Origin of the sequence: Microvirga sp. 3-52, assembly GCF_018383585.1 — a bacterium.
In the GTDB taxonomy this organism is placed as follows: Bacteria; Pseudomonadota; Alphaproteobacteria; order Rhizobiales; family Beijerinckiaceae; genus Microvirga.
Genome location: NZ_JAHAMK010000003.1, coordinates 153,117 through 178,092 on the forward strand (window position 1 = coordinate 153,117; position 24,976 = coordinate 178,092).

Genomic DNA, 24,976 nt, shown 5'->3' on the forward strand with positions numbered 1-24,976 from the left:
TTCCTGGTGTATATTTCGATGATTGTGTCAGTACGTGCCAAGTTTCGAGTTACCAAGGAGAGTGACGCAGAAGGACGACGAGTGCTGCGATAGCGCTTGCGGCAGAGATCCCCCCGAAACCGATCAGAAGAGCGACCGCTCTTCGCATTGGACGATCGACAGAGGAGCCTAGATCTTCAATCTGCCTTTCGAAATCCGAAAGGATTCTGTCGAAGCGCATATGGAAGATCTCCATATCGGATACCTTAGTAGCGAGGTCGGACTGATTGACGCGCACGACATCAAGGGCTGCTATGATACCGGCATCCTTGCCAACAATGTCGTTGATCTGATCAGAAGAGCTGCGAAGAACCTCAACGACTTCGCGTTGCAAAACCTGCGACCGACGTTGTGCCTCTATGAGCAGTTCCAGTCGATCGAACACGCGGTTGAGCGGCGCATTGAGCGCGGCCTCGGCGATACGCTCATCCTGGCTAGGCGAGCGTAAAACAAGCTCCTCGCCGGTCGAAGGGGATACTGCGGTGACAGAGAAGTCAGCCGCTTCCTGATCGGTGGCGTCAGGGAGATCGATCTCGAAGGCGTAGCCGCCGTCGCCAATCCCGTTGCGGCGCAGGTCGATCCGAGGCATGTCGGCTGTGGCCGACGAAACGGTCTGCCCCTTCACAATGACACGCACCTGAAGTCGCTCTGTGGGGCGGGAGCGATCCCAGACCCATCCAAACAGGCGGCGACCCTCGATCGCGTCCACACGGCCTTGAAGCTGCGTGTTGCTTGGCGTTGTCGCTACGGCCGTCACATTGTTAGGCTGTGCTGTGCTCATGCCGCATCTGCCTTGAGTTCAATGATCTCGGCGCCTCTCAGAAGGTCGCGATAGAGAGCAAGGTGACGCTCTGCGACGACTGTCATATCGGCGGGCGGATTGATCCTCGCTGCGAGACTATCCCAGAGGCCGGGTGTCTCGATAGCTTTTCGCATGGCGCTGGCAAGAGACACCGGATCGTCCGGCCGTACGTGCAGACCGTCAATCCCGTCCCGAACAGCTTCCGCCATTCCGCCGATTCCGCTCACGAGAACAGGCCGCCGGTGAATGAATGCTTCTTGTATGACTAAGGGAGCATTTTCCCACCAGATCGACGGGACCACCACCCAATCGACTGCAGTCATCAGATTCAAGATATCCTCACGACTGTATGGTCCAAGCCTCACGACATGAGGCTCGGTCTTCGCGATAAGTTTGTCGATTTCCTCGACAAACGTGTTTGACTGAAATGGCGCACCACCGTGCAGACGGAGCTCGAAATCATCAAAGCCCTCCTCAACCAAGCGCTGGGTCGCCTTCAGCAGAGTCGGGATACCCTTCCAGGGATTTAGGTTGCCGAAGTAACCGAACACGGATCGTCTGCCCGAATCCGTGCGTCGATGGGCTGCCGGCACTGTGGCCGGGCGTCCGTTAGCAACAACCTCAATCGAGTCCGGCGAGAGCCCCCAGCTCACGAAGCGTTCCTTGATGAATCGGCTCGGAGCAATGAAACGGTGAACCTGACCGAAGTGAGTTTGGATGTATTTCTCACGTAGGAGAAATCTGTCTGCCGCGACGTCAGGAAAGCATCCGTTGCAGCGGTTCGGAGTCGCGCGGTCACACCTTTCCCTTCCCTTCGTCCGCATCATCAATCCATCATGAGCGCATATCGGGTAGTAGTCATGAAGCGTCATGACGATCCGAGCGTCTGGCAGAATGCGACGTACCAGCGCTATGAACTCCACTCCGATGAGCAAAACATGATGGATATGAACGATATCGGGCCGGAAGTCCTCGAGCAAACTGACGATATGAGGGACGACACCGTAACTGTCGATCTGGCTCAAGTTGAGTTGATCGAAGTGCCCGCACCACATGACGACTTCGTCGGCGGCATCTCCCGGTGATTGGAAGCTAGTCCCCGGTCGTTGCCCGCGATGAAGATTGTTCGTCGCTGCCAGAAACAGAGCCGTCACATCCGGACGCGATCGATACTCGCTGAAGAGATCATGGGCAAAGATTTCCGTCCCGCCGGGGTGGAAGTTCGGATGATTATGAGCAACGACAAGTACACGTGTAGTCAAATGATCTACTCCGGCTTAATCGCGATGATGACATCCTGGTAATGATTGCTCTCAATTCCCCGCCAGTGACCGAGACTGAGGCGCTGGATCTTGAGCCCCGCGCGTTTCAGGATGCCCTCGATAATACCAGCATCGAAGCCGATTGCGCCGAGAGGGGCCGAAGGGTCGCCGAACCATGTGCCAGGCTGTGTACCTGGGTTGAAGCGAGGGCGGGCCGCCGGTCTGTCCAAATCTCCTGGTGCCACAACAAACGCGGTCAGAAACAATCGTCCGCCAGGTGCCAACAATCTCATGACCTCGTGAGCGTAAGCGGAAATCTCCGCTTCCGGCAGGTGGGTTGCGACGGATACCATCGTCACGAAATCGAACTTCGCATCTGCAAATGGCAGGACAATGTCCTGGCCAGAGATTGTCCCGCCTGGATTATAGAGATCGTGAGCAACATCCACACGACAGAACCGGAAGTTCGGGTAGACTGAGGTGATGTTCTGCACACACCACTCAACGCCAGAGTTCACAGGGTCGATGCCCTCATAGAAGGCAGTTTTCGGGTCCAGATACTGCGTCAAGGGAACAGCCATCCTGCCGATGCCGCTTCCGATGTCGAGGACGGATTCGAACGGCGTGAGCCCGCCGATGCGGACGAAGTGGCCGAGATACTCTACGCCGATTGCGCGGTAGTCGCCATCACCGACGAAAACGTTCTCGGGTGGCGGAGCCGGCAGCGAATTATTCTGAGAGATTTCCTCCATCAATCGGCTGAGGCCGAATTCCGCATCGGCAGGGAGCTTCAGAGTACCCGAGGCGTCCGAAAATTCGATCTGCACATTCATATTGCGATACTCTTTCCTTTGCGAGGACGTCCAGCGTGCATCGCTGCAATCATGAGATCACGCCAGCGCTCCGTATGAAGGGCGCAGTTGTACTGCCAAGCAATTCCGCGCATGTACTCGGCATTGAGAGACATCGATCGACGCTCAAGATGATAGAGTTCGATGTCGGGGACATATGCGATCTTGCGTTCTGCCATGGTAATTTTAAGGCAAAGATCGCTGTCCTCGTAATCCCCGACCACATAGTCTTCTGTGAAACCGCCAACGCTTTCGAACACGGATCTCGACGTCACGAGGCAGGCCCCGGTCACTGCGGGAACGATGCGCTCCTCACAGGCTGGGGCGTAATCGCGAGGCATGCCCTTATGAAAGTGCTGATTGAGCCAGTATCCGCGATGATCTTGCGAGAAATACATGCCAGCATGCTGAATTGATCCGTCTTCAAATAGAAGCTTCGGACCGACGGCGCCAATACGACGGCGTCCACCCAAACGCCCGGCCAACCTCTCAAGCCAGCCGGGAATGACAGGGATGACGTCGGAGTTGACGAGCGCCAGAACCTCGCCTTGAGCAACTGACGCACCAACGTTGTTCGCGCGCGCGTAGCCACCGTTCCTTTCCATGACGACAAGGACAATAGGCATGCCATAGACAAGATTGAGACCACCCAGCAGGTGCTCGACTTCCTGGGCCTGCTCGGGTGAGTCGAGGACGTAGATCAATTCTGCGCTCGCACGGAACGATGAATCGGCAGCAAAGGCCGCAACTTGGAATCGGAGAAACTCCAGATTCTTATAGAGAGGAACGATCACCGACACCTTCGGCCGGTGCAGAGGTGTTCCGATAGTTCGGAGCGTAGGTCGGCCGATTCTTGCTTTGGATTGCTCGTGAAGGTTTGCAATCACGGGGCTTAGAATCTGCGTCAGAACGGATTGATCGACATGCTGTGCCGGGATTGCCCGCAATGCGGCCGCGCGAGCGGCAACCGGGTCGGCCGGCTGGAGTTTCGGCACGAGGACGTGTCGTGCACCCGACTTCAGGCGAAGATGAAAACGCGGCTGCAGGATATGTTCCGATCCAGGAGTCGAACGCGCACGTACGGCGAAGCCTGTTGCGGCAAGGCGTGATCCATCCCTAGGACCTGCGACTTCAACGGAAAAGGTACGAAGATCTGCTGTCAGATCCTGTACGCCGTTGTCCGGGCTGATGGACTCGATTCCCGCGAAGAGGCCGGCCGGGTCGCGGTACCACCCCGTTACCAGGGTTCCGGCAGATGTTGCTAGCGCAGATAGAATCTCGGCCGATGGTGTCGCGAGATCGCTCGCAATTCGTCGAGGTCGCACGGGTGAGCGCAGTTGCAGCTCGAGTGCGTAAGCCGGCCCTGCCGTGGATCGGTCGACGATTTCCAGCAGGATATGCTCGCGCAAGCCAGATGCTGCTTGGGCCTGCTCGCGGAACCAACGTTCGATCGACGGTGGACGTGCGTCATGTCTGAACATGCGCCGGACAGACAATCCTCCGGGACCGATCAAGATGAGGAACGATGCATCAGAGGGGATTCGGCTACGGTCTATAACAAAATGGATGATGTCTCGCCCGCCCCTTACATCGGGAGTCCTGTAGGGCAGGGCATGAATGCGGGTCGGTCCATGTCTTCCGAACGTGTAGATCGCGTCGACCTTTCCGAAGCCTGATATGAGCGATGTTCTTGCCAGAATGAAATCATCGGCAATCGTCGCTACTGCGACAACTTGGCCGGGCGCGGGCGCAATCTCTGAGAGTAGGCCTTCCAAAATCTCGATGAATATCCTGTCCCGTTGAAGACGGAACATGACGCCCCATACGTTGAACAGGGCTGATACGAGAGCGACGCAGCCATGCTTGTCGATTCCTTCGATCATCTGTTCGGGCTCTACCGAGGTAATGCTTGCTCCTGACCCAATGGTAACTTCCGTCCTGATTCCGATCCCTTCAAGGGAAAGGTCTACAGTGATCTGTCCTGCGGCGGGGCGTTGAAAAACCCAGAAGAGGCGAATGCCGCCACCAGTCGAGGGGAGGCGGAGAGATGCGAGAGGCCAAATGTCTTCGCCGTCGCTCGCCAACGTGGGTGAGGTGATTTTTGTGGTGTGAGGCACATCCCAGGTGAGCAGGACGACATTGTGTCCAAGGGATGAAACTTTCGGAGGAGCAAGATCATCCGCCGGTGATGTGAGCACTGCAAGCTCCGCCATCGCTTCTCTGTCTCCATATGAATCAGTGGGTGTCGCGGAGATTTCCGCGACACCCGTGCTTTGCTGAAATTGCAGGTTAGTGAACTGAGAAATAGTCGCTCGGATTGCTGTTGACGTCGTCGGCGTTCACATTCACGAGGGTGATCGTGTCGCCATTCCCAAGGTCGACAATCGTATTGTTGCCGACCTGTTGGACCCGGTCCGTGAGATCGTCGGCAGAGGCAATGTCGGTCCCGTTGATCCCCTTGGAGATCTGCAGAATATCTTGCCCCGCCTTGAAGTCGAGAACGACGTCGTTGCCGCCGCCGCCGCTGAAGACGAAGGTGTCGCCACCCGCGCCGCCATGAAGCACGTCGTCGCCTGCGCCGCCGTCCAGGATATCTGCACCGGAACCGCCGCGTAGGATATCGTCGCCTGCACCGCCCTGAAGAAGGTCATCGCCAGACCCCCCTTCGAGGATGTCGCTGCCGTCGCCGCCGCGTAGGATGTCATTGCCGTTGCCGCCGCGGAGATAGTCGTCCCCGACACCGCCGAGCAGAATGTCATCGCTGTTGCCGCCGAACAGAATGTCGTTTCCGCCATCGCCTTGTAGGACGTCAGCGCCGACGCCACCGAACAGAACGTCATCGTCGGCGCCGCCGGAGATCCAATCATCGCCAGAGCCGCCAAAGAGGACGTCGGATCCGGTTCCGCCGATGAGCGCATCGCTGTCGCCGCCGCCGAGGATGAGGTCGTCACCGCCGTTGCCGAAGATCACGTCGGCACCGGAGGTGCCATTCAAGGCATCGTTTGCGGCTCCACCACCAATAGTCGCCATATCTTTCATCCTTGTTGTGAGCACCGGATAATCCGCTACGGGCCCGGTTGCATGTTCGAGCCAAAATAAAGCGCCGTCGGCGCAAGGAGATTTCCGGGAGTATATTCTTGCTACGAGGGTCCCGGTGCTGAATCAAGTAGAGCAATAAGTATTAATTGTAAATCATAAAGTAGTATTTTGATTTTGGGATGTTGTAGTAAGATAAAAGGGTCGTTATTGTCCGGTTGTGCTTGTTTAATAATGCTTGTTTAGTTTGAAACTCGAAATGTCATGCGCGCGAGTAGAAGCTCGGCGCGCAGCGACGGCGTCGGCTTTGGTTCTCGCCAAAGAAATGGGCCCGACTGGCTTATTCCTCTCGGAAGGCCCGATCGAAGCTTTCGGTAATTGGGCTGAGGAGATAGTCGATCGCGCGTCTGGGCTTGTTGATGATCAGCACCTCTGCCGGCATCCCAGGATAGAGAACCGCTTTTGGGTTCGCCTTGAGGCTTTCCGGATGGATCTCGGCGCGAGCGACGAAATAGGCGTAGTTGTTGCGGTCGTCCATCTGTTGGTCGGCTGACAGGTAGGTCAGCTTTCCCGCAAGAGGCGGAGTGCTGCGGCTGTTATAGGCGGTCAGCCGAATCTGGACGGGCGCTCCGATACGAACGGAATCGACGTCGCGGAGGCCGATCTTCGCCTCGACGATCAATGGTTCATTCTCCGGCACGATGTCGAGGATCGGTTGGCCGGCGGCAATGACGCTGCCCAGGGTGTGTGAGCGGATGTTGGTCACAACACCTCTCTCCGGTGAGACGATCTCAACGCGGCGCAGGACATCCGTCGCAGCGTCTATCCGCCCAACCGTATCAGCCAGTTCGAGCTGTGCGGTTTGAATATCCGACGCTACCTGCTGCTGAAAGTCATTGCCAAGGGAAAGGATTTCGAGCTCCGCCGCTGCCTTGGCTTGTTCCGCCTTAGCCTTGCGGGAGATCAGCTCACCGGCATCGCCCTGGAGCTGACTTTCGCGCGTTTGCATTTCCGTCAGGCGCGGACGCGGCGCATAGCCTTTCTCGACAAGGCTCGCGATGGCCTTGAGCTCCCGGTCGAGCAGTTCCGATTGCCGCGTATTGGCATCGGTTTGGGATTTAACGGCCTGGAGTTCTGCCACCTGCTGTTCGATGGCCTTTCTATGAATATCGACGCGGCGATTGAACATCTCCCGCCTAGCCATGAAGAACTTTCTTTCGGCCTTCAAAATCTCCTCTGCCGTCGGACCTTCGGCCTGAAGAAGATTATCGGGAAAGCTAAGATCGGTCAGGCTCGCCTGCTCGGCCCGCAGGCGCACAAGCCGCGCCTCAAGGCCGATCCGTTTTGAGCGCAATTGCTCAAGTTCGGCCCTCGCCCTGGTGTCGTCGAGGCGCAGCAGCGGCTGCCCAGCCTTCACGATCTCGCCCTCATGAGCAAGCAGGGTTTTGAGGATGCCTCCTTCCAGGTGGCTGATGGTCTTGCGCTTGGAATCGACCACGACAGTCGCAGTTGCAATCGCAGCGCTGTCCAGATGTGCCGAGAAGGCCCATGTTGTGAGGCCGCCGAGGCCGAGAAAGACCGTTGCCAGGCCCGCAATCACCGGTCCGCGATAGGAGGGCTCACCACGATCTTGCTTTCGCAAGCGGTCTCTTGCAGCTTCGATGTCGACTGCCATGTATGTGGCAGGTGCGGGCGCGGTCCGCTCCACGAGGTCCGAACGCTTCTTCATGCGCTTCCTTTCACGGCGGCAATCGGCTTCTCGCCGGGGGTGATCGCGCTGACAACCGAGGTTCGCGGGCCGAACTGGCTGATCCTGCCCTCCTGCAGGACCATGAGCTTGTCGGCGGCTTGCATGATGGAAGGGCGGTGGGCGATCAGAATGATCATCGCCCCGTCGGCACGCAGGGTCTCGATGGTACGCATGAGTGCCCGCTCGCCATCTGTATCGAGATTCGAATTCGGCTCGTCGAGCACGATCAGGCGCGGCTTGCCATAGACTGCCCGGGCCAATCCGATCCGCTGGCGCTGGCCACCGGACAGGGCATGGCCGCCGTCTCCTAATGGCGTATCATATCCAAGTGGAAGGCGGCCGATCAATTCGTGAACATCGGCAAGCCGAGCCGCTTCCAGCACCAATCGCGGGTCGGAGTCTCGCATCCGGGCGATGTTGTCTCGGATCGTCCCGTCGAGGAGGGATACGCTTTGTGGTAAATACCCGACCATATCGCCGAACGAACTGCGCTCCCACAGATAAACGTTGTTGCCATCGAGATAGATGCCGCCGGATGTGGGCTTGATCACGCCAATCAGCGCACGTGCCAGAGTAGATTTGCCAGCCGCAGAGGGGCCGACAATGCCGAGCACTTCGCCTGGCGATAGGGTGAACGACAGACCCTTGAGAACAGGCACATCGGAACCCGGAGGAGCGTAGACCAGGCGGTCGACCGTGAGATCGCCCTGGGTCCGTGGTGTTGGCTTGGTCTCGCGCTTGGGCGCTTGGTTCTCGATGATATCGCTCACATTCTTCCACGCCGATATCGCGAGGACCCATTGTCGCCAACCGTCGACCATCGAGTCGAAGGGCAGGAGCATGCGGCCCATGATAATGCTCGAGGCAACCATTGAACCCGGGCTGGCCTCCTGTCGGATGACCAGGATGGCTCCGATCGACAGAACGGCAATCTGCATGGCATATCGACAGGTGCGGGTGACGGACGACATGGCACGGCTCCGGCGGGTCATGACATCCAGGAGATCCTGCGTGTGCAATTGGGATTGGCGCCACCGCTCCGAGAGCGCGGGGAGCATTCCCATGGCCTCGATGGCCTCGGCATGACGAAGAGTGCCGCTGATTTCGCCGATATTCTGCATGGAGGATTCGTTGGCGCGCTTCATGGCTCTGCGCGTCAGAAAATCAGAGAACAAGGAGAGAGAGATGATGATGATTGCCGAAATCAATGCCACCAGGCCATAAAGCCAGTGAAGGGCGAAAAGAACGGCCAGAAAGATGGGTGCCCAGAAGGCCTCCAACGGAACGCTGATAGCGCTTCCGACGATGAATGACCGGATGTCGTTGAGGTCGCGGATCACTTGACCGGACTTCGAGATGCCCTTTGTCGCGGAAGCAGATATCGCAGCTTCCAGGACCGGGAGGTTCAGCCTCCTGATCAGCTTGCTCGCCATGACCTGATAGGTGAGGGCGCGCACGTAGTCGAGGATGCAGTAGATCGTCAAGCCGATGGCGGATACGATGATCAGCATGATCAGCGTATCCGTGCTCTGGCTGTTCACAACACGGTCATGCACTTGCAGCATGAAGAGAGGAACCGTCAGCTGGAGCACATTGATGACGGCGCTCAGTGCGGCAGCATAGACGACTCCGGCTGCAAATGCCTTGCGTCCCTGGTGGATGAGATCGGCAGCTTCCGGATTGGCCGTTTTCTTCATGCAGGAGTGACTCCAAAAGAGGCAATGGTACGGCAGATCTAAATTTTGCCTAAAAGTTGTTCGAAGGGATTTATGAAACACAGATGGTAGAACGTCTACCCATAAAGTATGATTCGCTGAACAATAAAAAGTCTCTGGCTGAGGAAACAACAATAAGGGCCGTCCACTTAATCCAAACTACTCTTTGGATGGGCCTTAGACGCCAAGGGAACTGCTAAATTAGTTCGAATATTGAACTAATTTATTTGATAGATAACGGGGTATAACATGCAAAATATATCAAACTCCTTGCCGTGGGTTGTCACGCAGGATGAGCCGGAGCCCACTTTGCATGCTACATTACAGGCTCTCTATCGAAGGAGTGACGAGCACGTGAGCCGCGCGGAAGGCCCTGAAACGCCTCAGGCAGAGCCAGCAGGCATCACTCATATCGAGATTGTTCGTGTCATTGAGAGGCTGCATCGGCGCTCGCTTGATCTCGTACGGGCCGATTTGATCGAAGCGGGCATCGACGATCTAAGCCCATCTCAGGTGATGATGCTGTTCACGATCGGATCAAGCGAATTGTCGGTTCGTGACCTGATTGAGCGCGGTTATTATCTTGGGTCGAATGCCTCCTATAGTCTGAAGAGGCTTGTCGAAGCCGAGTATGTGATTCGCACGGCCTCGGAGCGGGATCGCAGATCCGCCCGCATCCGATTGTCGGATAAAGGACGTGAGTTGTGTGACATGATACGGCGAAACGATAAGACCTATCAGCAGCTTGTCGCCCGCAATGAGGCGGAGATCCGTGATCTTGAAACTACGTTTAGGACGCTCAAGCGCATTGAACAGGCATGGAGCAATGCTGTGCGCTATCGCGGGATCGCCTCCGACGAGTGATTCAATCGGTCGTCACGCACAGGGCCACCATGACTCACGGTGGAGACCTTTTGCAGTTCCTGGGTAAGACAGCCATTCATCGGGCTGAGAAGAATGGCGCTCCGTCTGACGATCGGCGGCATGTCTCGTCTCTCGTGGATTGCAGGAGAGACCAAGAGTGAGACTTATTGGGACGGTATCGCCGGTTTGCCGGGATAGAACGAGTGCCGGAACTGGCAATGATTGTTGCAGAGGATTGATCCTGCGATGTTGCAAGAGTTTATGAAAACTGAATCGATTTCCATCCGAAGTTCGGATCATGTCATTTTCGAGCCCGAGTCTGATTGTAAGAAGCTTCTGATCGTTTTTGCGTATATCAACCAGAAACTTGGAACGCGGTCGCATTCAAGCTTCCTGCGCGATGTCGATTGCAAAAAGCTGTTCCTGAATCCAGGCTCAAATGAGTGGTATCAGACCGGAGTTCCGGGGGCAGCGTCCTCGTATTCGAGCCTGTTTGCATTCCTGCAGGGCGTGAGATCGAGTTTCGCGGACCACGAAATTTTGTGTCTAGGTCATTCGATGGGCGGCTTCGCGGCGCTCGGCATGGGTGTAGGTATAGGAGCCGATCGCATCTTGGCCTCTGCTCCGGAATATGTCCTGAATACGCCGAACAGTCTGAGCATCCGGCACTTGAAGGATACCCGAATCGAGTGCGGGGACCTGACGCCTACACTGGCTACCAATCCCAAAAGTTCGATCACGGTCCTGGTCGGGAAGCAGAATCCGTTTGATATGGATGTAGCACGCCGGTTGAGTATGTTCCCCCAGACCGAAGTCGTCGCCTTGGAAACAGGGCACAACACATTTCCCTATCTGAAGGACATCGGACGGCTTGGTGCAACGCTGAGGGCCTTCGTTGAAGGCCGAGACATTCGGTCGGTTGTTGCCGGTGTATGATGTTCGGCACGATTCACTGGTTCTTCGGCCGGCGTGTATGCAGCGTCATGATGTCTTTGAGCTGTTGCCTACCGCGTGCGGCGAGGATCTTGATCAAGGCATGATGCTCTCGGCTCGATTGCTAGGCGCGAACCTGTGTGCACCATTGACAAGTGGGCGTCGGAGCCAACAGCGGTTCCGACACGACGTCAATGTACATTGAAGATATGCTCAAGCCGCTCTAGGACGCCTAAGAGCGGCATGGCCTCGGAGCCGAGTTCGTCCAGGATGCGGCGTTCGAAGGCTACGGCCTTTGGGACGATGTCCCGGTAGACCTTCTCGCCGAGCGCAGTCAGCGTCAGGATCTCCTCCCGTCGGTCTTCCTCACTTTCGCGGCGCTTGAGCCAGCGCCTCTCCTCCAGGGCCCGCACCGCCCGGCTGACCTTGGTCTTATGCATGGTCGAATGCCGCCCGATGTCCTTGGCGCTCATCGCCTCGAACTGCCCCAGCGTCGCCAGCACCCGCCATTCCGGGATCGTCAGGTCATGATGCGGGCCATAGACGGAGCGGAAGTCCTGGGAGACGGCCGCCGCGATCCGGTTCAGGCGATAAGGGAGGAATTGTTCGAGCTGGAGCTTGGACATGGCGTTGTTGGTTACAAAATTGACAGTTACACTCGTGACCAATTGTGGAGGTCACGACCATGAATGTCCAGAATCCATCTCTGAAGACTCGATCCGCCGATAGGTTGGAGAGTGCCATCCAGCCTGGCTACATGTCCGGCTTCGGCAATGGCTTCGAGACCGAGGCTTTGCCCGGCGCGCTCCCCATCGGCCGCAACTCGCCGCAGAAATGCTCCTATGGCCTCTATGCCGAGCAACTCTCCGGGTCGCCCTTCACCGCACCACGCACTACCAACGAGCGGTCCTGGCTTTACCGTATCCGTCCCACGGTGACCCATTGGGGCCAGTTCCAGAGGGCGGATATCGGCCAGTGGCGCACAGCGCCCGCCGCCGAGGTCGAGGTGCCGATCGCACCCATGCGCTGGAGCCCGATCCCGCTGCCCAACGAGAGCGTCTCCTTCCTCGAGGGCGTACGCACCATCACCACGGCGGGCGATGCCGGGAGCCAAGCCGGAATGGGTGCCCATGTCTACCTCATCACCCGTTCGATGGCGGACGAGTACTTCTACAATGCCGATGGCGAAATGCTTTTCGTGCCGCAACAGGGCTCTCTGCGCCTGTGGACCGAGTTCGGCATCATCGACGTCGAGCCGGGCGAGATCACGGTGATCCCCCGCGGGGTGAAGATCCGGGTCGAGCTTACGAACGGACCGGCCCGGGGGTATTTCTGCGAGAACTACGGCGGCGCCTTCACGCTGCCCGAACGCGGACCCATCGGGGCGAATTGCCTCGCCAATCCGCGCGACTTCCTCACGCCCGTGGCGGCCTACGAGGACAAGGACGCACCGTCCAAGATGTACGTGAAATGGGGCGGCTCGCTCTGGGTGGCGGACATGGATCACTCGCCGCTCGACGTGGTGGCCTGGCACGGCAACTACGCGCCCTACAAGTACGACCTGCGCCGCTACTCGCCCGTGGGGCCGGTTTTGTACGACCACGCCGACCCGTCGATCTTCACGGTGCTGACCGCGCCATCCGAGACGCCCGGCACCGCTAACATCGACTTCGTGATCTTCCCCGACCGCTGGCTCGTGGCGGAGAACACCTTCCGGCCGCCCTGGTATCACATGAACGTGATGAGCGAGTTCATGGGGCTCATCTACGGCGTCTACGACGCCAAGACCGGCGGCGGCTTCGTGCCGGGCGGCATGTCGCTGCACAACACCATGTTGCCGCACGGGCCCGACATGGACGCGTTCGAGAAGGCCAGTAACGTGGAGCTGAAACCCCACCGACTCGAGGGCACCTTGGCATTCATGTTCGAGACGCGTTTTCCGCAGAAGGTGACGGCCTTCGCGGCGAACAGCGAGTCGCTGCAGAGGGACTACGGTTCCTACGGGCACAAGCTGAAGAAGCACTTCAACCCGAACCAGCGTTGATGGGGTACGACGGATTTGCTCGATCACACGCATGATCCGAAGCTGAAAAGCTGGGTGGCCTCGGCCAACGGCCACCCAGACTTCCCGATCCAGAACCTGCCCCTGGGGGTCTTCGCCCCCGAGGGCGGGGAGCCGCGGGGCGGAGTGGCTATCGGTGATCGGATCCTCGATCTGCCGGCGGCCCTTGCCATCGGTCTTTTCGAGGGAAAGGCGCGCGAAGCCGCGCAAGCCGCATCCGGTGCAACGCTCAATGCCTTTCTGTCGCTTGGAGCCGGAATGCGGCAATCGTTGCGCAGTCGCCTCTCGGAGCTTCTGGCGCAGGACAGTCCCGAACAGGACAGGTTGAAGGCTTGCCTGCACGCTGCTGCGGAATGCACGCTGCGCCTGCCGGCCCGCATCGGCGATTACACCGATTTCTATGTCGGCATTCACCACGCTACCAACGTGGGAAAGCAGTTCCGCCCCGACAATCCGCTGCTGCCGAATTACAAATACGTTCCCATCGGCTATCACGGCAGGGCGTCGTCCATCCGCCCGTCGGGCGTGCCCGTGCGCCGGCCCCGCGGGCAGGCGAAGCCTGCGGAGGCCACGGTTCCGGATTTCGGTCCAAGCCAGCGGCTCGATTATGAGTTGGAGCTCGGCGTCTGGATCGGGCCCGGCAATGGTCTCGGCGAGCCGATCCGAATCGATGAGGCATCTGGCCGTGTCGGCGGCTATTGCCTGCTGAACGACTGGTCGGCACGCGACATCCAAGCCTGGGAATACCAGCCGCTGGGTCCATTCCTGGCCAAGAACTTTGCCAGCACCATCTCGGCCTGGATCGTGACGCCGGAGGCGCTGGCGCCGTTCCGCATCGCGCAGCCCGGGCGACCTGAGGGCGATCCCGCGCCGCTGCCATACCTGATGGACGAGGCGGACCAGCGCGAGGGTGCGCTGGATCTGGAGCTCGAAGTCCTGCTCCTGACGCCGGGCTTGCAGGCAAAGGGCCTGCCGCCGCATCGCCTCGCCCTGTCGAATGCACGGCATATGTACTGGACCGTGGCTCAGATGATCACGCACCATACCAGCAACGGCTGCAATCTTCAGCCCGGCGATCTGCTGGGCACCGGAACGATCTCCGGGCCTGATCAGGAGAGCTGCGGCAGCATTCTTGAAGCGACGCTTGGCGGCAAGAACCCGGTGGTGCTCGCTTCCGGCGAAGAGAGGCACTTCCTGGAGGATGGGGACGAGGTGATCCTGCGCGCCCGTGGCCGCCGCGAGGGTTACGTCCCAATCGGCTTCGGCGAGTGCCGGTCCACGATTCTACCTACCGTCTGAGGTGTCCTCCATGACGCTCTATACTTATTGAAGGTCTACCTCCTCCGACCGCGTGTGCATTGCGTTGGCGTTGAAGAACCTCGAGGCCGAGTAGGCCTTCATTCATCTCGTTCGCTATGGCGGCGAGCAGACCACGCCAAGCTATCGCGCCATAAACCCGCAAGGCCGTGTGCCTGCCCTCATTCTCGTCGAGGACGGTATCATCACCCAGTCATCGGCCATTCTGGAATATCTGGAGGAAGCTTATTCCGCTCAATCACCTGAGAAAAGTTTTCGGCTGCTCCGAACAGGACGTGGAGGCCTGGATTGCCACACGGGTGGGGCAGGGGCTTGCCTCTGTCGAGACTTTGATCGGCGACGACGGCTTCTGCTTTGGGCCTGAGCCCATGTTGGTCGATGTTTGTCGCCTGCCACAACTCTGCGCAGCACGTCGGTCGGCGTGCCGCTGGAGGCTTACCCACGCATTCTCCGCGTCGAGAAGGTCGCCGGTGAGCATCCAGCTTTCCTCAGGGCGCATCCTTCCAACCAGCCGGATGCGGGGTAATCCTCGAACCCGACGTCGATCGACCTGAGAGTGGACGAGGCGGTGGCTCAAGACTTTGGACCGCCGCCTTTTGCGTGACCGAATGGTCTGTGACCGCAAGCGACGACCGTTTGCGCATATCGCGTGCGATGTCGCCTTACTCAAGAAGCGACTCCTCAAGCACTAGCCATCCGCTCTGGTGTGCAGGCGCGTTCTCCCTCCAAATAAGGGAAGCTTAGATGGTGCTCTTCCTCTCGAGGCGAGTTTTGAGATCGGATCCAAGATCAAGACGAAGCTTTGCAGAGGAAATGAAAGAACGCCCGCCGTTCGGGGGCATGGCCTAGGCTTCAGCAACGCGACTAAAGTCGGGAATTCGTCTATTGCAAACGCGTTCGCTGTAAGGTACCAATATCGGAAGCTCTGGCAAAAGAGCGGCCAATGCAAAAATGCAGAAGGAGAGGAGCGTCCGTAAGCCGGGAACAGCAATGCTCAAGCTGTCGCGGCCGGCATGCGCAGGATGATCTCCGCGCAGTTCTTCCCTTCCGTTCGACTTTCGATAATCGGCAGGTTCTTGCCGTGCTGAAAAGCCCTGAGCGGGCGATGCGCGACAGGCGTTTCACCCGCAGCTGAAATCGGACCCTTGAGGGAAGGAACACCATGACGCCAAAATATGCAGCGCTGAAAGCGGCTCTCCTTGGAAGCGCGCTCACCATCTCCACCGTCGGTCATGCCCAGGAGATCAAGATCGGCTTCAATGGCGATCTGTCGGCTTCGCCGTCCGCGCAGAGCGGCCAGGCCGGCGTGCTCGGTATCCAGGCCGCCATCGAGGACATCAACGCAGCGGGTGGCGTTCTCGGCCGCAAGCTGGCTCTCGTTGTCCGCGACGACCTCTCGCAGCCGCCCAAGTCGATCCAGAACATGAGCGACCTGATCGACAATGAGAAGGTGGTTGCGGTTCTGGGCCCGACCAACTCGGGTAATGCTCTGGCCTGGAAGCATATCCCCAATCAGAAGAAGAACCCATCCATCGGCTGCATCGGTTCGGCGACCGACATCACGAAGCCCATGGGTTCGAGCACCGAGAACTACATGTACCGCGTGTCGATGGTCGACAGGGCACAGGTCGCCGGCCTCATCGCCTATGCGAAGAACAACGCTTCGACCAAGAATGTCGGCTATCTCGTGGAGACCACCGGCTATGGCCAGGGTGGGCTGAAGGATCTTCAGGAGCTCGGCGACGCCAAGGGTCTGAAGCCTGTCGCGATCGAGAAGTTCGGCGTCAACGATACCGACATGACATCGCAGCTCAACAAGATGAAGGCTGCTGGGGTCGACACGGTTCTGGTGTGGGCGCAAGGCACCCCCATCGGCCAGCTCGTGCGCAGTATGGAGAAGATCAATTACTTCCCCGTGACTCTGACCTCCTGGTCTTCCGACAATGCAAGCTTCTTCGATACGGCCGGCAAGACCCTTGCCGAGAAGCCGATCTTCATGCGGACGATCACTGAGGATCGTACGCCGAAGCAGCAGCAGCTCTACGACCGCCTGGCGCCGAAGATGGCATCCAAGAGCGCCTTCAGCTTTGCGGCGCATTGCTACGACGCGACGATGATCACGGCCGCGGCGATCAAGCAGGCCGGCGGCACGGAAGGACCGAAGATGCGCGAGGCGCTCGAAAATCTTCAGGCTCCCGTCGAAGGCATCATGAAGACCTACAGCAAGCCATTCTCCGCAACGGAGCACGAGGCGCTGACGGCTTCCGATTATCGCTGGACGCACTGGAAGGACGGAAAGCTCGTCTCCTACAGCGACGACGTGGTGAAAGCCCTGAAACCTTCCGACTTCACGCAATAAGCCATTGATCGCCGGGCCTGCCGGCTTTGGTCGGCAGGCCTGGCACTTCGCACCGTTGGAGTGCCCTATGCTGGACGCATATCTCCAGACTCTCCTGAGCGGCCTTGCCGTCGGCGGGGTCTATGCCCTGATCGCACTCGGCTTCAGCATCACCTTCACGACCACGAAGACGCTCAACTTCGCGCAGGGCGAGTTCATCTCGTTCGGCGCCTTCATTGGTGTGACGGTGCTCCTGCTCGTGTCCGGCTTGGCCGGCACGGCCACGGCTGTGCCCAGCGAGGCAGCTGCGGCCTGGCGCTATCCTGCGGCCGTCATTGCCGCCGGAGCGGTTGCAGGCGTCATGGGCATCCTCATCTTCGTCCTTGCCGTCCGGCCGTTCGCCGGAAAGGGTGGGATGAACTGGGTGATGAGCACCCTCGGGTTCGGCGTGATTCTGCAGAGCATCGGGCTTGCCATCTGGGGCCCCGCTCCCGTCATGGTGCCGTCTCCGTTGGGAGACGACGTGCTGCGCGTCGCCGGGGCAGGGGTTCGGCCGCAGGAACTGCTCGTGCTTGCCTGCGCGATTCTGATCATGATCGCGCTCGACCTCGTGATGCGCCGCACGCGCATCGGCAAGGCGATGATGGCCGTCGCGCATTCGCCGCAGACCGCGAGCCTCATGGGCATCAACGTCAACCTGGTCATGATCGGCGCCTTTGCCTTGTCGAGCGGCCTTGCCGGAGTGGCCGGCGTCCTGATCGCCCCGATTGCTTCCGCGTCGCTCTTCATGGGCATGGGATTTGCTCTCAAGGCCTTTTCCGGGGCCATCATCGGTGGGTTGAACAATCCGCGGGGCTGCATCTATGGCGGCTTCATCCTGGGTGTTCTTGAATCAGGCGTCGGGCTCTGGCAGGCGCAATGGCGCGAGATCGTCGTCTTCGGACTGATCATCCTGGTTCTGGCATTCCGCCCGGCAGGCCTTTTTGGCCAGGCCGCCGTCGACAAGGTGTAAGCCGCATGCGCCACATCATCGGATCCATTGCCCTGGTTGCGTCCATCGCGATCGGCGCCTCGTTCATCGAGAACGAGTTCTATCTGCGCACGCTCTTCATGATCTGCGTCTACTTCCTCTGTGCCGCGGGCATGAACGTGCTGTTGGGTTTCGCGGGGCAGAAATCGCTCGGTCAGGCTGGCCTTTTCGCGGCAGGAGCCTATGCAGTCGCTCTCCTGACCACGCACTATGAGGTCGGCCCCTGGCTGTCCCTTCTGCTCGCCTGCGGTGTTTCGGCGTTTTTCGGTGTCCTGATCGCTGTGCCGTCGTTGCGGGTCAAAGGGCCAAGCCTTGCCATGGTGACGCTGGCCTTCGGAATCGTCATTGAAAAGGTGGTGACGGAAGGCTCAGACGTCTTCGGGGGGGCGATGGGCATCTACGCCATTCAGCCCCTGAGCATCGGCGGCACGCCATTCACGATGGTTCAGTGGGTTTGGTTCGGATTGTTTTTGTGCCTTGGGACGCATCTTCTGCTTCGCAACCTGCTCAGCGGGCGATTTGGGCGCGCTTTCCTGTCTCTTCAGGCCGACGAGGTTGCCGCCGGAGCGGTCGGCGTGGCGGTGTATCGCTATAAGGTGCTCGCCTTCGTGATCGCGGCCGTGACCTGCGGCCTTGCGGGTGCGCTGGTGGCGCAGCAGAACCAATACATCAATTCCGACTTCATCAACTTCCACCTGTCGATCTTCATTCTTCTGCTCGTACTGTTCGGCGGGAGCGGTTCGCTCTATGGGCCTCTGCTCGGATCCGTGACGCTCGTGATCATCGGGGCTCTCGTGGCGCGGTGGTCCTGGATTGAGCATTTCGTCAACGGCGCGCTGCTGCTGTTCGCCCTGTACGCCATGCCCAAGGGATTGGCAGGTGTCTTCGGATCCCTCTTCCAGAAGATCGGTTTGGTCCGCAGCACGGGACGTGGGGCTGCCGCAGTGCAAAGCGGGATAGCGCCCAAGCTGCCTACACGGAGTACGTCTCGCAAGGCTGTAGGCAAGTTTCTGACGGCCGATCATCTCAACAAAGCCTTCGGCGGCGTCGTCCCGGCTAGGGATGTATCGCTCAGTCTGACGGAAGGGCATATCCACGCCCTAATCGGCCCGAACGGAGCAGGCAAGAGCACCTTCATCAACATGCTCACCGGGATCATCCGTCCGGATCAGGGCAAGGTGACGTTCCTGGGAGACGAAATTACCCAGCGATCGGTTCACGGGATCTGCAATCACGGGATCGCTCGGACCTTCCAGAACCTCAGGCTGTTCAAGGATCTGTCTGTGCGCCAGAACGTACTGCTCGGCCAGCACTCCCGCATGCGGAACGGTTTCGTCTCATCGCTCCTGGGCCTACCCAAGGCATGGCGGGAGGAGGACCAGGCCCTTCGGAAAGTCAATGATATACTGGCTTTCACAGGTTTATCCCAATATGTTGAGTCTGCGGCCGGGAGCTTGGCTTACGGTCTGCAGCGTCGGGTGGAACTGGCGAGGGCTCTCGCATCCGAACCGTTCCTTCTGCTGCTCGACGAACCGGCCGCCGGACTGAACCCGCAGGAGACGGCGGAGCTTGGACAGTTGCTCGTGCGAATCCGCAACGAGGGGATCACGATCCTGCTGATCGAACATCACATGGATCTGGTCATGACGATCTCGGATCACGTGATCGTTCTCGACTATGGCCAGAAGATCGCCGAAGGCACGCCGGGCAAGATCCAGGCGGATCCGCGGGTCATGGAAGCCTATCTCGGAACCTCCACTGAGGCAGCCTAGGACGGGAACAGCAATGCTGAAGATTCAGGACGTTCATCTCGCCTACGGACCGATCTCGGCGGTTCGCAGAGCCACCATCGACGTCGAATCCGGTGAGGTCGTCGCCATCGTCGGAGGCAATGGGGCTGGCAAGAGCACCTTACTGAAGGGAATTGCCGGATTGATGCCAGTCAGTTCTGGGCAGATTCTCTTTGAAAAGGAAGATGTCACCAGACTCCCGCCACATCGCAGGGTTGCACGAGGCATTGCGTTGTCCCCAGAGGGCAGGCAGGTTTTTCCGGACCAGAGCGTCTATGACAATCTGACCCTTGGTGCTTACTTCCGGCGGCTTTCAAACGACGCACTGGAGGCCGAGGTCGAGGAGCAGTTCAAGCTGTTCCCACGCCTGCGCGAGCGCCGGGATCAACTGGCCGTCACCCTTTCCGGGGGCGAACAGCAGATGCTGGCTATCGCGCGAGCCCTGATGGGCAAGCCCCGGCTGCTCCTGCTCGACGAGCCCTCGCTCGGTCTCGCTCCGAAGATCATCCAGGAGATCTTCGACATCATCGTGTCCCTCCGCCGATCCGGCATCACGATCTTGCTTGTCGAACAGATGGCAAATATGGCACTTGCGATCGCAGATAGAGCTTATGTTCTCGAAACCGGTAATGTGACGCTGTCTGGAACGGGGCAACAGCTCCTTCACGATCCAAAGGTTCGTGCGGCATATCTCGGAATATCCCACGGCACAGCGTGACGCTGCTGCCTTCGGGAGGATTGGATTGAGCCATGAGTATTGATGGACGCGGCGTACAATCGGTCGAAGTCGGGGGCAGGATTCTCGCGGCGCTGGTCAAAGCCGGCAAACCCTTGATGTTGCGCGAACTCGCGACCATGGCGGACGTCGCACCGGCTCAGGCACATGCCTATCTCGTCAGCTTCCGCAAATTGGAGCTTGTCGAGCAGGATGCAGCGAGCGGACGCTACCAGCTTGGCCCTTTCGCGCTGCAGCTCGGTATTGCGCGTCTGCGAAGCTTCGATCCGCTGCGCCTCGCGGCACATGCGGTTGTCGGGTTTGCGGAAGAGGTAGGCCTGATGGTCGCTATTGCCGTTTGGGGCACTCACGGCCCTACCATCGTTCAGGTTCAGGAGGGCAGCGACCAAGTTCACGTGAACGTACGCACCGGAACCGTGTTCTCGATCACCGGCACGGCAACGGGCAAGGTTTTCGCAGCTTTCATGCCTCCGAAGATCATCGAGGCTCAGTTGGCTGAGGAACTCCGAAAAGGCGCTCGTATCCAGGGTGTCGGCGCGACAACGTCGCGCAAGGAACTGGAAGCCGAAGTGGCAACAGTCAGGCAGCTTGGTTATGCAACGACCGAAAGCAAGCCGGTCACCGGCATCAACGCCATTGCGGCTCCAGTTTTCGATTACAGCGGGCAAATGCAGATCGCCGTTACCCTGATCGGACCCACAGGGGTTCTCGACGTCGGTCCCGGCAGCACCGATGCGAAGGCCCTGTTGGCCTTCACTCAAAAGCTTTCGACACAGCTCGGCTATGCGCCGAACGTGGACGAAGACGACTCGCAGGAAGAAGCAGGTCATGCAGAGATCGTTGCAGCCCCTGTCACCAGACGCCGCCGTCGCGCTTAGCTTCATTGAATTTAATTCACCTGCTTTTCGATGATATCTGCTCTGCTGTTGCAGAGTGCGCCCTATCGTGCCGCACTCGCGCTCTCATTGAATTGTTTCTACGACTATTCGCCATTTGCGAACGCGTTCGCTATATGCTTCTCTGAATGGAGCGCCTGATGTGTAGCAAGCGTGCGATTGCCTCAATCAATTCAGGGAGACGAAACAGATGTTGCTCGAAGGGCGTATTGCACTTGTAACGGGCGCCGGTCAGGGAAACGGCGCCGCTATTGCGCGAGGGCTCGCAGCGGAAGGTTCCCGGGTCATCGTAACCGATCTGAATGGAGAGGCGGCGGAGCAGACGGCCAAGGGAATCATTCAGACCGGCGGTGAAGCCTGGCCCTTCACTCTCAACGTTGCCGACGCTGAAGCATGCAAGGCTTTGGCACAAGAGGTTGAGTCGTCCATCGGTCCGGTATCGATACTCGTCAACAATGCGGGAATATGTCCGCGCAACACCATCGACAGTCCCGACATGCGGCGTTCCTGGGACGCCGCGATGCAGGTCAATCTTGACGGTACGCTTAATGTGACGTTGGCTTTCGTTGCCGCCCTGCGAGCCACGAAAGGAACCGTCATCAACATGGCGTCCATTGCATCCTTCGTGTCGACATCCACATCGATCAGCTATTCGACCTCGAAGGCAGCCGTGCGCATGCTGACCCAGAACCTGGCCCAGGAACTGGCCAAGGATGGCGTGCGTGTCAACGCGATTGCGCCTGGAACGCTCAATACACCGATGACGGAAGCCACGCGCAACAATCCTGAACGGGCAGCGCGCTTCCTGGCCCGCATTCCACTCGGGCGATTTGGAGAGCCTGAGGAACTGATCGGTCCGACGGTTTTTCTTGCATCAAACATGTCGAGCTACGTGACGGGCACGACGCTCGTGGTCGACGGCGGCTATCTCGCAGTCTGAGGAGACCGACATGATTGTTCGAATGGGACTCCTGACTCGCAAACAGGGCTCGAGCAGCGAAGACTTCCGTAGTCACTGGCGTAACGTGCACGGCCCACTGGCTGCCCGCCTACCGGGATTGAAGCGGTATCATCAGAACCACGTCGTCGATAGCCGCCAGCTTGCCATCGATCATGCCAGAGGGAACTGGGCGATCGATGGTATTTCAGAATTATGGTTCGACAGTATCGACGACATGCATCGGGCGATCTCTTCCGATGCCTATCTGGATGTCGCGCGAGACCACGAACGCTTCGTTGGTCAAACTGGACTGATTACGGCTGAGCAGAACATCGTTGTGCCGGTTGGATCTGCGGCAGGACCACTCGTCAAACGCATGTCGATCCTAACGCGCAAGCCGGGCCTGACGCCAGCACAGTTCAAGGCGGAATGGTGGGGCTTTCATGCCGAGGCCGTGAAGGCGTTTCCAAACCTCATGGGCTACACCCAGAATTTCGTCACCGAACGCAGCATTGGCCTTGGAAAGTCTGCATCCTACGAGGCGCTGCCCATCGATGGCATGGTGGAGCTCTGGTTCCGCTCTGTTGGCGACATCGAAGCGGCCTTTCGCTCTCCGGCAGCCAATGTCTCACAGACACATGCGCTCAGCTTCATTGCGGAAATCACGACGTTTCTCGTGGAAGCGCACAAGGTGATCTGACGAGCTGAGCGGTTTCGATACTCGATAGGGCATCGAAATTATCTTGAAATAGCGAATGCGTTCGTCTAAAACAAATCAACGAATGCATTCGCAAATGCTGAATCAGAAGCGTCCCAGGACTGCAAAGAGGGGCGAGAGACGAGGAGCGCCATGAAGCCGACGAAAACAGTCACCTGCGATGTTCTAGTTGTTGGGTCCGGCGCCGGCGGTTTTGCGACCGCGCTGACGGCCCGGCTTCATGGTCTCGACGTGATTGTCACGGAAAAGGAGCCCGTCTTCGGCGGAACGACTGCACGTTCCGGGGGATGGATGTGGATCCCCTGCAATCCGCTGGCGAAGCGGGAGGGCTTCAAGGATTCTCGCGAGGCGGCTCGCACCTATCTTCAGCATGAGGCCGGCAATCACTTTGACGCGAGCCGCGTCGACGCCTTCCTTGAGAATGGCCCGAAGATGGTCGAGTTCTTCCAGGAGAACACCGAGATGGATTTCACCCTCGGTCCGGCCTTCTCCGATTATCACCCGGATGCGCCAGGTGGCATGCCCGGCGGGCGCTCGGTCGTGGCAACTCCTTACGATGGACGCAAGCTCGGTAAGGAGATCGCCCGTCTGAGGCCGCCGCTGAAGGAAATCACGTTCCTCGGCATGATGATAGGATCCGGCAAGGAACTCCTTCACTTCTTCAACGTAACCCGCTCCGTCAAATCGGCCGCCTATGTCGGTGTGCTTCTCGCAAAGTATGGCCGCGACCTCGTATCCCATGGCCGTGCAATGCGCCTGACGAACGGCAACGCTCTTATCGGACGGCTGGCCAAGTCGGCGTTGGACCGGAACATTCCGATCTGGACCACGTCGCCCGTCAAGGATCTGATCGTGGAAGACGGCGCCGTGAAGGGAGCACTGGTTCAAACCGAGGATGGAATGACCGAGGTCCGCGCCCGTCGAGGCGTGGTGCTGGCAGCGGGGGGCTTTCCGCAGGACATGCTGCGGCGGAAAGAGCTCTTCCCGCATGCCCCGACTGGAGCGGAGCATTGGTCTCCCGCTCCCCCCGGCAACACCGGCGATGGCATTCGCCTGGGCGAGCGGGTCGGCGGACGGGCAATTGACGGCCTGCCGAACGCTGCGGCGTGGGTTCCGGTCTCCCTTGTTCCTCGCCGGGATGGTACTGCAGGACCGTTTCCGCATTTCATCGATCGCGGCAAACCCGGTGTCATTGCCGTTACGAAGAGCGGCAAGCGCTTCACGAACGAGGCCAATTCCTACCACGATTTCGTCCAGGCCATGGTCAGCGCCTGCAGCGAGGATCCGGAAAAGGCAGCTTGGCTCATCGTCGATCATCCGACGATCCGACGCTACGGCTTGGGGTTCGTGAAGCCGTTCCCGGTGCCGTTGGCGCCGGCCTTGAAGAGTGGCTATTTGGTGAAGGGCCGCACTCTGCGCGAGCTCGCGCAGAAGGTAGGTATCGATCCCGCTGCATTCGAGCAGACAGTCGAGACTTACAATCGCGATGCGCACCGTGGCGAGGATCCTCAGTTCAAGCGCGGCAGCACCGCATATAACCGGTATCTCGGGGATCCGGATCACAAGCCCAATCCCTGCGTCGGCCCAATCGAGCGTGGTCCGTTCTATGCCGTGAAGGTCGTGCCTGGAGACCTCGGTACTTTTGCAGGGCTCAAGACCGATGCCGATGCACGCGTGATCGACGAGAACGGGAATGCCATTCCCGGCCTTTATGCTGCCGGCAACGATATGGCGAGCATCATGGGTGGCAATTATCCTGGGGGTGGCATCACGCTCGGACCGGCCATGACCTTCGGCTTTATCGCAGGCCGGCATCTCGCTGGTGCTGCGGCTGAGGTTGGTTCGTCCGCGAGCCGTCCGGCAGCTTAAGCCTAGAACATGAACGCGCTTATCAAGC

Annotated in this window: 21 protein-coding genes; 13 read left to right on the top strand and 8 right to left on the bottom strand. The window is 59.0% G+C overall.

The genetic code is table 11. The annotated features are described in order from the left end of the window. Positions 1-49 precede the first annotated feature (49 nt). The 7 genes from KHP60_RS04160 to KHP60_RS04190 all read right to left on the bottom strand — a co-directional run bounded on the left by KHP60_RS04160 (position 50) and on the right by KHP60_RS04190 (position 9,437). Positions 50-820, bottom strand: a complete 771-nt coding sequence (locus tag KHP60_RS04160) for a hypothetical protein (RefSeq protein WP_213562309.1) — start codon at positions 818-820, stop codon at positions 50-52. Next, positions 817-2,103 carry a glycosyltransferase family 4 protein gene (locus KHP60_RS04165; protein WP_213562310.1) on the bottom strand — a complete coding sequence of 429 codons (1,287 nt, stop codon included), beginning with the start codon at positions 2,101-2,103 and terminating at the stop codon, positions 817-819. The genes KHP60_RS04160 and KHP60_RS04165 overlap by 4 nt, the downstream gene beginning before the upstream one ends. A gap of 5 nt (positions 2,104-2,108) precedes the next feature. Beyond that, positions 2,109-2,936, bottom strand: coding sequence for a class I SAM-dependent methyltransferase (locus KHP60_RS04170; RefSeq protein WP_213562311.1), 828 nt, complete (start codon positions 2,934-2,936; stop codon positions 2,109-2,111). Then, entirely contained in the window at positions 2,933-5,167 is a 2,235-nt protein-coding gene (locus KHP60_RS04175; protein WP_213562312.1) for a glycosyltransferase family 2 protein, read from the bottom strand. Before KHP60_RS04175 ends, KHP60_RS04170 begins: the two co-directional genes overlap by 4 nt. A 76-nt stretch (positions 5,168-5,243) precedes the next feature. Continuing rightward, positions 5,244-5,984, bottom strand: coding sequence for a calcium-binding protein (locus KHP60_RS04180; RefSeq protein ID WP_213562313.1), 741 nt, complete (start codon positions 5,982-5,984; stop codon positions 5,244-5,246). A 346-nt stretch (positions 5,985-6,330) separates the two neighbouring features. Continuing rightward, complete coding sequence (locus KHP60_RS04185; protein WP_213562314.1) at positions 6,331-7,719, bottom strand: HlyD family type I secretion periplasmic adaptor subunit; 1,389 nt, start codon at positions 7,717-7,719, stop codon at positions 6,331-6,333. After that, positions 7,716-9,437: a type I secretion system permease/ATPase gene (locus tag KHP60_RS04190; protein ID WP_213562315.1), complete on the bottom strand. Its 1,722-nt coding sequence runs from the start codon at positions 9,435-9,437 to the stop codon at positions 7,716-7,718. The genes KHP60_RS04185 and KHP60_RS04190 overlap by 4 nt, the downstream gene beginning before the upstream one ends. Positions 9,438-9,809: 372 nt before the next feature. Between KHP60_RS04190 and KHP60_RS25425 the strand changes: the two genes are divergently transcribed. Both KHP60_RS25425 and KHP60_RS04200 read left to right on the top strand, forming a co-directional pair. Then, entirely contained in the window at positions 9,810-10,319 is a 510-nt protein-coding gene (locus KHP60_RS25425; RefSeq protein WP_311924622.1) for a winged helix DNA-binding protein, read from the top strand. A 246-nt stretch (positions 10,320-10,565) separates the two neighbouring features. Next, a complete protein-coding gene (locus KHP60_RS04200) occupies positions 10,566-11,255 on the top strand; it encodes a hypothetical protein (protein ID WP_213562317.1) in 690 nt (229 codons plus the stop codon). 188 nt (positions 11,256-11,443) lie between these two features. Here the strand turns inward: KHP60_RS04200 and KHP60_RS04205 are convergent, their stop codons facing one another. Then, on the bottom strand, positions 11,444-11,878 hold the full coding sequence (locus KHP60_RS04205) for a MarR family winged helix-turn-helix transcriptional regulator (RefSeq protein WP_213562318.1): 435 nt from the start codon (positions 11,876-11,878) through the stop codon (positions 11,444-11,446). 59 nt (positions 11,879-11,937) lie between these two features. Between KHP60_RS04205 and hmgA the strand changes: the two genes are divergently transcribed. From hmgA to KHP60_RS04260, 11 genes are all read left to right on the top strand, one after another. Continuing rightward, on the top strand, positions 11,938-13,296 hold the full coding sequence (hmgA, locus tag KHP60_RS04210; RefSeq protein WP_213562319.1) for a homogentisate 1,2-dioxygenase: 1,359 nt from the start codon (positions 11,938-11,940) through the stop codon (positions 13,294-13,296). A 15-nt stretch (positions 13,297-13,311) separates the two neighbouring features. Beyond that, on the top strand, positions 13,312-14,613 hold the full coding sequence (fahA, locus tag KHP60_RS04215; RefSeq protein ID WP_213562320.1) for a fumarylacetoacetase: 1,302 nt from the start codon (positions 13,312-13,314) through the stop codon (positions 14,611-14,613). 100 nt (positions 14,614-14,713) lie between these two features. Next, a complete protein-coding gene (locus tag KHP60_RS24980) occupies positions 14,714-14,995 on the top strand; it encodes a glutathione S-transferase N-terminal domain-containing protein (RefSeq protein ID WP_311924638.1) in 282 nt (93 codons plus the stop codon). A gap of 798 nt (positions 14,996-15,793) precedes the next feature. Further along, positions 15,794-16,990, top strand: coding sequence for an ABC transporter substrate-binding protein (locus tag KHP60_RS04225; protein WP_213562321.1), 1,197 nt, complete (start codon positions 15,794-15,796; stop codon positions 16,988-16,990). Positions 16,991-17,057: 67 nt separating this feature from the next. Next, positions 17,058-17,981: a branched-chain amino acid ABC transporter permease gene (locus KHP60_RS04230; protein WP_213562322.1), complete on the top strand. Its 924-nt coding sequence runs from the start codon at positions 17,058-17,060 to the stop codon at positions 17,979-17,981. 5 nt (positions 17,982-17,986) lie between these two features. Next, on the top strand, positions 17,987-19,771 hold the full coding sequence (locus KHP60_RS04235; RefSeq protein ID WP_213562323.1) for an ABC transporter permease subunit: 1,785 nt from the start codon (positions 17,987-17,989) through the stop codon (positions 19,769-19,771). A 13-nt stretch (positions 19,772-19,784) separates the two neighbouring features. Further along, positions 19,785-20,507, top strand: coding sequence for an ABC transporter ATP-binding protein (locus tag KHP60_RS04240; protein WP_213562324.1), 723 nt, complete (start codon positions 19,785-19,787; stop codon positions 20,505-20,507). A 32-nt stretch (positions 20,508-20,539) separates the two neighbouring features. After that, positions 20,540-21,403, top strand: a complete 864-nt coding sequence (locus KHP60_RS04245; RefSeq protein ID WP_213562325.1) for an IclR family transcriptional regulator — start codon at positions 20,540-20,542, stop codon at positions 21,401-21,403. A 208-nt stretch (positions 21,404-21,611) separates the two neighbouring features. Then, positions 21,612-22,361 carry an SDR family NAD(P)-dependent oxidoreductase gene (locus KHP60_RS04250; protein ID WP_213562326.1) on the top strand — a complete coding sequence of 250 codons (750 nt, stop codon included), beginning with the start codon at positions 21,612-21,614 and terminating at the stop codon, positions 22,359-22,361. A gap of 10 nt (positions 22,362-22,371) precedes the next feature. Beyond that, a complete protein-coding gene (locus KHP60_RS04255; RefSeq protein WP_213562327.1) occupies positions 22,372-23,061 on the top strand; it encodes an EthD domain-containing protein in 690 nt (229 codons plus the stop codon). A 150-nt stretch (positions 23,062-23,211) separates the two neighbouring features. After that, positions 23,212-24,948, top strand: a complete 1,737-nt coding sequence (locus KHP60_RS04260; protein WP_213562328.1) for an FAD-dependent oxidoreductase — start codon at positions 23,212-23,214, stop codon at positions 24,946-24,948. Positions 24,949-24,976: the final 28 nt, after the last annotated feature.

Excerpts from the sequence above, each read along its gene's own strand:
- KHP60_RS04160 (WP_213562309.1), bottom strand. The coding sequence starts at position 820 with ATGAGCACAGCACAGCCTAACAATGTGACGGCCGTAGCGACAACGCCA.
- KHP60_RS04170 (WP_213562311.1), bottom strand. The coding sequence starts at position 2,936 with ATGAATGTGCAGATCGAATTTTCGGACGCCTCGGGTACTCTGAAGCTC.
- KHP60_RS04175 (WP_213562312.1), bottom strand. The coding sequence starts at position 5,167 with ATGGCGGAGCTTGCAGTGCTCACATCACCGGCGGATGATCTTGCTCCT.
- KHP60_RS04180 (WP_213562313.1), bottom strand. The coding sequence starts at position 5,984 with ATGGCGACTATTGGTGGTGGAGCCGCAAACGATGCCTTGAATGGCACC.
- KHP60_RS04185 (WP_213562314.1), bottom strand. The coding sequence starts at position 7,719 with ATGAAGAAGCGTTCGGACCTCGTGGAGCGGACCGCGCCCGCACCTGCC.
- KHP60_RS04190 (WP_213562315.1), bottom strand. The coding sequence starts at position 9,437 with ATGAAGAAAACGGCCAATCCGGAAGCTGCCGATCTCATCCACCAGGGA.
- KHP60_RS04200 (WP_213562317.1), top strand. The coding sequence starts at position 10,566 with ATGTTGCAAGAGTTTATGAAAACTGAATCGATTTCCATCCGAAGTTCG.
- KHP60_RS04205 (WP_213562318.1), bottom strand. The coding sequence starts at position 11,878 with ATGTCCAAGCTCCAGCTCGAACAATTCCTCCCTTATCGCCTGAACCGG.
- hmgA (WP_213562319.1), top strand. The coding sequence starts at position 11,938 with ATGAATGTCCAGAATCCATCTCTGAAGACTCGATCCGCCGATAGGTTG.
- KHP60_RS04225 (WP_213562321.1), top strand. The coding sequence starts at position 15,794 with ATGACGCCAAAATATGCAGCGCTGAAAGCGGCTCTCCTTGGAAGCGCG.
- KHP60_RS04230 (WP_213562322.1), top strand. The coding sequence starts at position 17,058 with ATGCTGGACGCATATCTCCAGACTCTCCTGAGCGGCCTTGCCGTCGGC.
- KHP60_RS04235 (WP_213562323.1), top strand. The coding sequence starts at position 17,987 with ATGCGCCACATCATCGGATCCATTGCCCTGGTTGCGTCCATCGCGATC.
- KHP60_RS04240 (WP_213562324.1), top strand. The coding sequence starts at position 19,785 with ATGCTGAAGATTCAGGACGTTCATCTCGCCTACGGACCGATCTCGGCG.
- KHP60_RS04245 (WP_213562325.1), top strand. The coding sequence starts at position 20,540 with ATGAGTATTGATGGACGCGGCGTACAATCGGTCGAAGTCGGGGGCAGG.
- KHP60_RS04250 (WP_213562326.1), top strand. The coding sequence starts at position 21,612 with ATGTTGCTCGAAGGGCGTATTGCACTTGTAACGGGCGCCGGTCAGGGA.
- KHP60_RS04255 (WP_213562327.1), top strand. The coding sequence starts at position 22,372 with ATGATTGTTCGAATGGGACTCCTGACTCGCAAACAGGGCTCGAGCAGC.
- KHP60_RS04260 (WP_213562328.1), top strand. The coding sequence starts at position 23,212 with ATGAAGCCGACGAAAACAGTCACCTGCGATGTTCTAGTTGTTGGGTCC.